Origin of the sequence: Pseudomonas sp. NPDC087803 (assembly GCF_044742995.1) — a bacterium.
Lineage (GTDB): Bacteria > Pseudomonadota > Gammaproteobacteria > Pseudomonadales > Pseudomonadaceae > Aquipseudomonas.
Genome location: NZ_JBIUVO010000101.1, coordinates 1 through 10,074 on the forward strand (window position 1 = coordinate 1; position 10,074 = coordinate 10,074).

At 60.8% G+C, this 10,074-nt stretch carries 6 protein-coding genes, 2 tRNA genes and 1 pseudogene; 5 read left to right on the forward strand and 4 right to left on the reverse strand.

Annotation, left to right across the window (positions count from 1 at the left end; all coding sequences use genetic code 11):
* On the forward strand, positions 1 to 661 hold a 661-nt coding region (locus ACIOUG_RS25810), incomplete at its 5' end, for an adenylosuccinate synthetase (protein WP_401069835.1).
* A 139-nt stretch (positions 662 to 800) separates the two neighbouring features.
* Positions 801 to 2,735 (forward strand): methyl-accepting chemotaxis protein, encoded by a 1,935-nt coding sequence (locus tag ACIOUG_RS25815; RefSeq protein WP_401069837.1) that lies wholly within the window; start codon positions 801 to 803, stop codon positions 2,733 to 2,735.
* Positions 2,736 to 2,814: 79 nt separating this feature from the next.
* Here ACIOUG_RS25815 and ACIOUG_RS25820 read toward each other — a convergent pair whose 3' ends face one another.
* From ACIOUG_RS25820 to ACIOUG_RS25835, 4 genes are all read right to left on the reverse strand, one after another.
* On the reverse strand, positions 2,815 to 4,380 hold the full coding sequence (locus ACIOUG_RS25820) for an ABC transporter permease (RefSeq protein ID WP_401069840.1): 1,566 nt from the start codon (positions 4,378 to 4,380) through the stop codon (positions 2,815 to 2,817).
* Entirely contained in the window at positions 4,380 to 5,390 is a 1,011-nt protein-coding gene (locus ACIOUG_RS25825; protein WP_401069842.1) for an iron ABC transporter substrate-binding protein, read from the reverse strand. The genes ACIOUG_RS25820 and ACIOUG_RS25825 overlap by 1 nt, the downstream gene beginning before the upstream one ends.
* A gap of 329 nt (positions 5,391 to 5,719) precedes the next feature.
* Positions 5,720 to 5,806, reverse strand: a tRNA-Leu gene (locus ACIOUG_RS25830).
* A gap of 180 nt (positions 5,807 to 5,986) precedes the next feature.
* Positions 5,987 to 6,073 (reverse strand) — tRNA-Leu (locus ACIOUG_RS25835).
* Positions 6,074 to 6,298: 225 nt separating this feature from the next.
* Here ACIOUG_RS25835 and rnr point away from each other — a divergent pair.
* From rnr to ACIOUG_RS25850, 3 genes and pseudogenes are all read left to right on the forward strand, one after another.
* Complete coding sequence (gene rnr / locus ACIOUG_RS25840) at positions 6,299 to 8,932, forward strand: ribonuclease R (protein WP_401069845.1); 2,634 nt, start codon at positions 6,299 to 6,301, stop codon at positions 8,930 to 8,932.
* A complete protein-coding gene (gene rlmB, locus ACIOUG_RS25845) occupies positions 8,929 to 9,693 on the forward strand; it encodes a 23S rRNA (guanosine(2251)-2'-O)-methyltransferase RlmB (protein ID WP_003221131.1) in 765 nt (254 codons plus the stop codon). The genes rnr and rlmB overlap by 4 nt, the downstream gene beginning before the upstream one ends.
* Before the next feature lie 295 nt (positions 9,694 to 9,988).
* Positions 9,989 to 10,074, forward strand: a pseudogene (locus ACIOUG_RS25850) (30S ribosomal protein S6); the annotation flags it as partial.

Genomic DNA, 10,074 nt, shown 5'->3' on the forward strand with positions numbered 1-10,074 from the left:
CGAGCTGCGTCGCGCCGGCAAAGACATCATGTTCGAAGGCGCCCAGGGTTCGTTGCTCGACATCGACCACGGTACCTACCCGTACGTGACCAGCTCCAACACCACCGCAGGTGGCGTGGCGACTGGTTCGGGCGTTGGCCCGATGTTCCTCGACTACATCCTGGGCATCACCAAGGCTTACACCACTCGCGTCGGTTCGGGTCCATTCCCGACTGAGCTGTTCGACGACGTCGGTGCGCACCTGGCCAAGCAAGGTCACGAGTTCGGCGCTACCACCGGCCGTGCCCGTCGTTGCGGCTGGTTCGACGCCGTTATCCTGCGTCGCGCTATCGATGTGAACAGCATCTCGGGCATCTGCCTGACCAAGCTGGACGTACTCGATGGTCTGGAAACCATCAACATCTGCACCGGCTACAAAGACGCGCAAGGCAATGCCGTGGCGCCGACCGACGCTGACAGCTACGTGGGCCTGCAGCCTGTGTACGAAGAAGTGCCGGGCTGGACCGAATCGACCGTGGGTGCCAAAACCCTGGAAGAGCTGCCAGCTAACGCTCGTGCCTACATCAAACGCGTTGAAGAGTTGATCGGCGCGCCGATCGACATTATTTCGACGGGCCCGGATCGCAACGAAACCATCGTTCTGCGTCATCCGTTCGCTTGATAAGTCGTTGATGTAAAAAACAAAGGCCCCTTAATCGGGGCCTTTGTCGTTTATGCCTGTTGGACGGCATGACCTTTGCTGTAAATCTTCCTACAAGAGTGCCATCAAATTAATGGCGTCAGAAGTAGAGGGATTCACAGTGTCGGCCGTTCTCTCACTGTTACAAAGCCGTTTGTTGCGGCCCGTGTTCGTTACCCTTGGTATCGCCCTTTTGGTGCAAGTGCTGGTGGCAGTCGCCCTGACACGAAGCACGGTCACGGCGCTGGAAGCTGATCTCGGCACCCGCCTGGGCGCTGACAGCCAAAAGCTTTCCGGCGAGCTGGAGCAGGCCGGGCGTGAAGTCACCTCGAGCCTCGATAACCTTTCCGCAAGTACCCGGCAGCGTCTGACCGCCGGCCTGTCTTCTCGTCTGAAGGAAGAGCAGGCGCAACTGCGTACGACCCTGGAAAAGGACTTGAAGGATTCGGCCAATGACATGGCCCAGTTGCTCGCCTCGGTGGCGCCGCGCGCCATGTGGGACAGCGACGTGCCAACCCTGTCCGAATTCGCCCGCCGCGCCCAGCGCAATCCCAATGTGTTGTTCGTGGTCTATGACGACGCTACCGGTCAGCACCTGACGCGTTACCTCAATCGCGAAAACCCGATCAACAAGGCCTTGCTGGAAAAAGGCCAGGGCGAACGCGCGCTGGACAAGGTGCTGGACGCGGCGAAAAACGATCCGTCGGTCTACTATCTCGAAGCCTCGATCAACCCCAACGGTGTAGAAATCGGCAAGGTGCTGATGGGCGTCTCGACTGCTTCGGTGGAAACCGATCTGGCCGCGCTCGACCAGCGCTTCTCGGCGCTGATCGCCAGCAGCGATCAACTGGTCGGCGACAGCCTCAAGGGGGCCGCTGCTGACAGTGCCAGTGCGATGCGCGCGCGCCTGCAGTCGGCGCAATCCACCGCTGCCGAAATGAAAGCCAACACCACCAGCACCGTGCAGGACGCCGCTGCGACATTGCGCTGGCGGATCGGCATGGGCCTGGCGCTGGTCGGCTGTGGCGTGCTGTTGTTGCTGGCGGTGGTGCTGGGCCACCGGGTGGTCAATCGCTTGAAGATGCTTAACGCGGCGATGGACGATCTGGCGGCAGGCGAGGGTGACCTGACCAAGCGCGTGCAGATCAACAGCAAGGACGAAATCGGCGACATGGCCTCGGCGGTCAATCGCTTTGTGGATAAGTTGCAGCCGATCGTGCGCGAGGCGGGCGACGTGGCCCAGCGTACCGGCGTGGAAATTGGCGCGATGACGTTGCGCAATGCCGGTGCCGATGCGGCAGCCGGGATGCAGCGTGATGAAGTGGCGGAAAGCCTGCGCGCGCTGTCGCAAATGGCTGATGAGGCGCAATCGGAAAGCCACGCCATGCAGGCGGCGTTGAAACAGGTGGTGGATATTCGTCAGGCGACCGACGAAAACACCCGCACTTCGGCGAAGGTCGGCAGCCTGATCGAGGCGTTGGCCGGGCAGGTCGACACCGGGGCGAAAGTCATCGAGCGACTGGCGCAGCAGAGCGAACAGATCGAAGTGGTGCTGACGGTGATTCACGGCATCGCCGAGCAGACCAACCTGCTGGCCCTGAACGCGGCAATCGAAGCGGCGCGGGCCGGTGAGACCGGGCGCGGTTTTGCGGTGGTCGCGGATGAAGTGCGCGCCTTGGCGAGCAAGACGCAAAGCTCGACTGGCGATATTCAGGCGCACATCGTCGCGTTGCAGCAGGGCGCGCGTGAGGCGGTAGAAGCGATTGGTCAGGCCGGACGTCAGGCCAGCGAAGGTTTGCTGGTGTTGCGTGACAGCGCACGGTTGCAGCAGTCGGTGCAGGCTTCGGTCGAGCAGGTGCATGCGGCGATCGGTCTGGCGACGCAAGCCGCGGCGCATCAAGCGCAGGGTGCACAGGCGGTGCGCGGGCGGGTCGAGACGATTCATGCCCAGGCCGAGAAAGCGGCGCAGGCGGTGGTGGAGACCACGGCCAGTGGCAGGGTGCTGGATGGTTTGGCGGCGCAGTTGAAAGCCAGCCTGGGGCAGTTCAGGGCTTAAAATCAAAAGATCGCAGCCTGCGGCAGCTCCTACAGGAAACGCAAATTCCCCTGTAGGAGCTGCCGCAGGCTGCGATCTTTTAGCGGCTGAGATACATCCGCGTCGTCAGCAGATACACCGGCAGCCCCGACACCACGATCAACAACGCCGCATAAGGCGCTGCCGCCGCAAACTCGACATTCGCGGTATGCGCCCACACTTCCGTCGCCAGCGTGTTCAGTCCGGTCGGACTCAGCAGCAGCGTCGCCGTCAGTTCCTTCATCGCATCCAGAAACACCAGCGCAAACGCCGCACCCAATGCCGGGAAGATGATCGGCAGGGTCACCCGACAAAACGCGGTGAGCGACGAAGCGCCCAGCGTGCGTGCAGCCTCTTCGAGTTGCGGCGCGGCCTTGTTCAGTGCCGTGCGGATCGGTGCCTGCGCCAACGGCAGAAACAGCAACGCATAGGCGATCAGCAGCAACGCCGAAGTCTGGTACAGCACCGGCACGTAGTGCAGGGCGAAATACACCAGCGTCAGCGCAATCACCAGACCCGGCAAGGCGTGGAGCAGATACGGCAAGCGCTCGGCCCAGATCGCCAGTTGACCCTTGTAACGCACCACCAGCAATCCGACCGGCACCGCCAGCAGCAAGCACAGCGCTGCGCCACCCAGCGACAAGGCCAGTGAGGACAGCAGGGCCTCGGTGATCGCTGCGACCGGGAAGGCTGCCGATGAGCCAACCGCCAGCCAGTACGCGAGCATGCCCAGCGGAATCCCGCTGCCGACAATCGCCAGCAACATGCAATACAACTGACCGGCAATGGCCCATGGCCCCAAGCGCACTTGCTCCGCCTGCCGCGCCGCGCCCTGGCCGGTGCGCACATGGCGGCCCTTGCCGCGTACCCGCAGCTCCAGCCACAGCAGCATCAGACACAACGCGAGCAATACCGCCGAGAGCATCGCCGCGTTGGCGTTGCTGAATTCCAATTCGAATTGCTGATAGATTGCGGTGGTGAAGGTTTGTAGGCCGATGATCGACAGCGCGCCGAACTCGACCAGCATGTGCAGGGCAATCAACAGCGAGCCGGCCAGCAGCGACGGCCAGAGCAGCGGCAGGGTGACGCGGAAAAACACGCCCCAGCGATTCTGCCCCAGGGTGCGGGCCGATTCTTCGAGGGACGGATCGAGGTTGCGCAGGGTCGCCGCGACCGGCAGAAAAATCAGCGGATACTTCGACAGGCTCATCACCAGAATTGCCCCGCCGAGGCCTTCGAACTGCGCGCTCAACGATACCCAGGTGAAGCTGCTGACAAACGCCGGCACCGCAAACGGCAGGCACAGAATCACCCCCCACAGGCGTCGTCCCGGCAGATTGCTGCGCTCCAGCAGCCACGCCAGTGACAGACCGATCACGCCACAAGTCAGCGTCACGCCGACCATCAGCGCCAGTGTGTTGCGCAGCAGACCGAACACGTACGGGCGCCATAACAAGTGCAGCGCCTCAGCCCAGCCGGCCTGCCAGGCTTTCAAGCCGACGTAAGCCAGCGGCAACAGGCTCATGACCACCAGCAATAACACCGGCAGCACCAGCCAGATCGACGGCCGCTTGCGTCGTGGCACGTAACCCCCGCGCGCGGCGGGGGCGGATAACGATGCGGCCATCAGTTCAGGCCAACTTCACGTTCCAGATCCAGCGCTTCTTCGGCGTTGCCCAGATCGGCCGGGGTCACGTTCGGCGCTTGCAGTTCGCTGAACGGCTTGAGGCCGCGGTCCGATTCCATGCCTTTGTGCAGCGGGTATTCGGCGGTGGTCTGAGTGATCACGCGCTGGCCTTCCTCACTAGCCATGTAGGCGAGGAATTGCTGGGCTTCTTTTGGATGTTTGCTGGATTTCAGCACGGCAGCGCTGGACACGGTGATCAGCCCGCCGACGTCGCCGCCGGTGAAGTAATGCAGTTTCGAGTCGAGCTTGCCTTTCTCGCGCTGCAGGGCGAACCAGTAGTAGTTGTTCACCAGCACGGTGGCGACTTCGCCGTTTTCCACGGCTTTGAGCGCGACCATGTTGTTGCTGTAGGTCTTGCCGAAAGCGCGCAGGCCGGTCAGCCACGCTTCGGCGGCGTCGCGACCGTGCATCTTGATGATTGCCACGGCCTGTTCCTGGAATGCGCCGCTGGTTGGTACGAAACCGACTTTGCCTTGCCATTTCGGATCGGAGAATTCCATCACCGACTTCGGCAGGTCTTTCTCATCGACCAGTTTCGGATTGTAAGCGACTACACGAACCCGGGCGGTGACACCGATCCAGGTGCCGTTGCCGGCGACGTATTGCTTGGGCAGCACGGCCAGCGTGGCGTCGTCGGTCTTGGCCAGCAGGCCTTGCTCGCCGAGGTTGTTCAGTGGCGGGGATTCTTCGGTGTAGATCACGTCGGCGGGGGAGCGGTCACCTTCTTCGATGACCTGGCTGGCGAGCTGGTTGCTGCTGCCCTTGCGTACGTTGACGTGAATGCCGGTCTTGGCCTCGAATGCTTTGGCGATCGCGTCGCCGACTTCCTTGTGTTGACCGTTGTAGAGCGTCAGGGAAACCGCATCGGCTGCCTGGGTGAGGGGAGTGGCGAGTGCCAGGCCGAGCAGGGTGAAGGTCAAGCCGCGGCGCAGGGTATTTCGAAACATCATTCGCAGGGTTCCTCACTGTCGCATTGCAAAAACTTGCAACAATGATAAACGATATTGTTTCTCAAGTGCGCCTTGCGAGGAGGACGGAGGTTTGCTAGAGCATGATCTGGTGATCATTTGTGGCGAGGGAGCTTGCTCCCGCTCGGCTGCGTAGCAGTCGTTAATCCTGAGAGAGGGCATGACTGAAATCAGAGCGAGGAATGCTGCGCATCCCAGCGGGAGCAAGCTCCCTCGCCACAGGGAGGCCGCAGGTTTTCAAACGCCAGAAACGCAAAAACCCGCTTTCGCGGGTTTTTGGGAAACTCAAGGTCACGACCTTGAGTTTAAATTGGTGCCCAGAAGAAGACTCGAACTTCCACGACCGTAAGGTCACCAGCACCTGAAGCTGGCGTGTCTACCAATTTCACCATCTGGGCATTCATCGCGAGCGTTGCCGCTGTTGATGTGGCGCACTATACGGAGCGCTTTTTGATCTGTAAACCCCTGATTTAATTTTAATTAATCGGTTTTAACAAATCGGTTGCTTAGAATGCAAAAAACCCGCTTTCGCGGGTTTTGTGTGAGTCTTGAAACTGATCTAGTCTCAAACTCGAAATTGGTGCCCAGGAGAAGACTCGAACTTCCACGACCGTAAGGTCACCAGCACCTGAAGCTGGCGTGTCTACCAATTTCACCACCTGGGCATCTCGTCAACGTGTGTACGTCGTCGATGGCGCGCACTATACGGAGCGCCTTTTTAACTGTAAACCCCTCTCAGCAAAAAAAATGAATTTTTTTACCGGCGGTGTTCAAAAGGGCTTTCAGGCGTCGATACAAGGCTCTAGAAGGGCCTTATATAGTCGGAAATTTCCCGTTTGATGGCGCCTATGCCAAACTAACCCGCATATAGACAAGGTGAAAACTCTCTAATGGCCGATTGGCAGTCCCTCGATCCCGAGGCCGCTCGTGAAGCGGAAAAATATGAAAACCCTATTCCCAGCCGCGAACTGATCCTGGCGCATCTCGCCGATCGGGGTTCGCCTGCTGCCCGCGAGCAACTGGTCGAAGAGTTTGGTCTGACCACAGAAGACCAGATCGAAGCCCTGCGCCGCCGCCTGCGCGCCATGGAGCGCGACGCTCAATTGATCTACACCCGCCGTGGCACCTATGCGCCAGTGGACAAGCTCGACCTGATCCTCGGCCGCATCAGCGGGCACCGTGACGGTTTCGGCTTCCTGGTGCCGGACGACGGCAGCGATGACCTGTTCATGAGCCCGGCGCAGATGCGTCTGGTGTTTGATGGCGACCGTGCGCTGGCCCGTGTTTCCGGTCTCGACCGTCGTGGCCGCCGTGAAGGCGTGATCGTCGAGGTGGTGTCCCGCGCCCACGAAACGATCGTCGGTCGCTACTTCGAAGAGGGCGGTATCGGTTTCGTCGTTGCCGACAACCCGAAGATCCAGCAGGAAGTGCTGGTTACGCCAGGCCGCAACGCCAATGCGCAGATCGGTCAGTTCGTCGAGGTGAAGATCACCCACTGGCCGACGCCGCGCTTCCAGCCGCAAGGCGATGTGGTCGAAGTGGTCGGCAACTACATGGCGCCGGGCATGGAAATCGATGTCGCGCTGCGTACCTACGACATTCCGCATGTCTGGCCTGAAGCGGTGCTGAAAGAAGCCGCCAAGCTCAAGCCGGAAGTCGAAGAAAAAGACAAAGAGAAGCGTGTCGACCTGCGCCACCTGCCGTTTGTCACCATCGACGGCGAAGATGCCCGCGACTTCGACGACGCGGTCTACTGCGAAGCCAAGCCCGGCAAACTGCGCCTGTTCTCCGGCGGCTGGAAGTTGTACGTGGCGATTGCCGACGTTTCCAGCTACGTGAAGATCGGTTCGGCGCTGGACAACGAAGCCCAGGTGCGCGGCAACTCGGTGTACTTCCCCGAGCGCGTGGTGCCGATGCTGCCTGAGCAGCTGTCCAACGGCCTGTGCTCGCTGAACCCGCACGTTGATCGTCTGGCCATGGTTTGCGAGATGACCATCTCCAAGTCCGGCGAAATGACCGACTACTGCTTCTATGAAGCGGTGATCCACTCCCACGCCCGTCTGACCTACAACAAAGTCAGCGCGATGCTGGAAACCCCGAAAGCCACCGAAGCGCGCAAGCTTCGCGGCGAATACACCGACGTGGTGCCGCACCTCAAGCAGCTCTATGCGCTGTACAAAGTGTTGCTGGCTGCCCGTCACGTGCGTGGCGCGATCGATTTCGAAACGCAGGAAACCCGGATCATCTTCGGGTCCGAGCGCAAGATTGCCGAAATCCGTCCGACCACCCGTAACGATGCGCACAAGCTGATCGAGGAATGCATGCTGGCGGCCAACGTGGCCACCGCCGAATTCCTCAAGAAGCATGAAATTCCTGCGCTGTACCGCGTCCACGACGGTCCGCCACCGGAGCGTCTGGAAAAGCTGCGTGCGTTCCTCGGCGAACTCGGTCTGTCCCTGCACAAAGGCAAGGACGGCCCGTCGCCGAAGGATTATCAGGCCCTGTTGGCAAGCATCAAGGACCGTCCGGATTTCCATCTGATCCAGACTGTGATGCTGCGCTCCCTGAGCCAGGCGGTGTACAGCGCCCAGAACGAAGGCCACTTCGGCCTGAATTACGAAGCCTATACCCACTTCACTTCGCCGATCCGGCGTTACCCGGACCTGCTCACGCACCGCGCCATTCGCAGCGTGATCCATTCGAAACAGGACACTCCGCACGTTCGTCGTGCCGGGGCGATGACCATTCCGAAGGCGCGCATCTATCCGTACGACGAAGCGGCGCTGGAGCAACTCGGCGAGCAGTGCTCGATGAGCGAGCGCCGTGCCGACGAAGCCACCCGTGACGTGGTGAACTGGCTCAAGTGCGAGTTCATGAAGGATCGCGTCGGCGAATCGTTCCCGGGCGTGATCACCGCGGTGACCGGTTTTGGCCTGTTCGTCGAGCTGACCGATATCTACGTCGAAGGCCTGGTGCACGTCACCGCGCTGCCGGGCGATTACTACCACTTCGACCCTGTGCATCACCGCCTGGCGGGCGAGCGCACCGGTCGTAGTTTCCGTCTTGGCGATACCGTTGAAGTGCGCGTGATGCGCGTCGACCTCGACGAGCGCAAGATCGACTTCGAGATGGCTGAAAAAACCATCAGCGCGCCGATTGGTCGCAAGAAGCGCGGCAGCGAAACAACTGCTCCGGCAGCGACCAAGGCTGTGGAAGAGAAGGCTCCGGCGAAAACCGCCAGCCGTCGTCCAGCCAAGGAAAAGGCTGCCGAGGCCTATCGCCCGAGCGATGCCGTGGCGAAAAATGCCGAGCTGCGCAAAAGCCGTGAATTGAAGAAGGCCTTGCTGGCCGAAGCCAAAAGCGGTGGTAAAGCGGCGTCTGGGGGAAAGACCGGACGGTCGGCGCCTGAGAAGGCCGTCGGCGGCAAGCCAGCCAAACCGAGCAAACACCGTAAAGGCCCGCCGAAAGCGGGTTCGGCTCCAGCCAAAAGCGGCGGGTCGCGTAAACCGAAGGCGAAGTCATGAGTCAGTTGGAAAAAATCTACGGCGTTCACGCGGTAGAAGCGTTGCTGCGTCACCACCCGAAACGCGTCAAGCAGATCTGGCTGGCTGAAAGCCGCAACGATCCGCGCGTGCAGACCCTGATCGAACTGGCCAACGAAAATCGTGTGCAGATCGGTCAGGCCGAACGCCGCGAAATGGACGCCTGGGTTGAAGGCGTGCACCAGGGCGTGGTGGCGGACGTCAGTCCGAGTCAGGTCTGGGGCGAGGCGATGCTCGATGAACTGCTCGATCGCACCGAAGGCGCACCGCTGTTGCTGGTGCTCGACGGTGTGACCGACCCGCACAACCTCGGCGCCTGCCTGCGTTCGGCGGATGCTGCCGGTGCGCTGGCGGTGATCGTGCCCAAGGACAAGTCGGCAACCCTGACGCCGGTGGTGCGTAAAGTGGCCTGCGGCGCGGCGGAAGTGATTCCGCTGGTGGCGGTGACCAATCTCGCGCGCACTCTGGAAAAGCTTCAGCAACGTGGTCTGTGGGTGGTCGGCACGGCGGGTGAGGCCGAGGTCAGCATTTATGACCAGGACCTGACCGGCCCGACCATCCTGATCATGGGCGCCGAAGGCAAAGGCATGCGTCGCCTGACCCGCGAGCACTGCGACTACCTGGTGAACCTGCCAATGGCCGGTAGCGTCAGCAGCCTCAACGTGTCCGTGGCCACCGGTGTATGCCTGTTCGAAGCGCAGCGTCAACGCGGCGCCAAGGCCAAGGCAGCAGCCAAGAAATAAAGTTCTCTGTGTGGCCTGTAGGAGCTGTCGAGTGAAACGAGGCTGCGATCTTTTGATCTTGTTTTGAAAAATCAAAGTCAAAAGATCGCAGCCTTCGGCAGCTCCTACAGGTGTCTCCCGGTGATTGTTCAAATAATCACCAATTGCCTTGCACCTCTTCAGTCCCTTCTCTACAATTGCGCCCCTTGCTGTGACGGCAGGCACGCATGTGCCCCGCGCCAGCAAGTCCATAAGTGTCATTCACTCCTTGTCTGACCGTTTTTGAGCGGCAGGCTACAACCCGTAAGGAGCATTCATGCGTCATTACGAAATCATCTTCTGGTCCACCCTGACCAGAGCGAGCAAGTCGGCGGCATGGTTGAGCGTTACACCAAGCTGATC

Coding starts and splice junctions, on each gene's coding strand:
- ACIOUG_RS25820 (WP_401069840.1), bottom strand. CDS start 4,380: ATGGCCGCATCGTTATCCGCCCCCGCCGCGCGCGGGGGTTACGTGCCA.
- ACIOUG_RS25825 (WP_401069842.1), bottom strand. CDS start 5,390: ATGATGTTTCGAAATACCCTGCGCCGCGGCTTGACCTTCACCCTGCTC.
- rnr (WP_401069845.1), top strand. CDS start 6,299: ATGGCCGATTGGCAGTCCCTCGATCCCGAGGCCGCTCGTGAAGCGGAA.
- rlmB (WP_003221131.1), top strand. CDS start 8,929: ATGAGTCAGTTGGAAAAAATCTACGGCGTTCACGCGGTAGAAGCGTTG.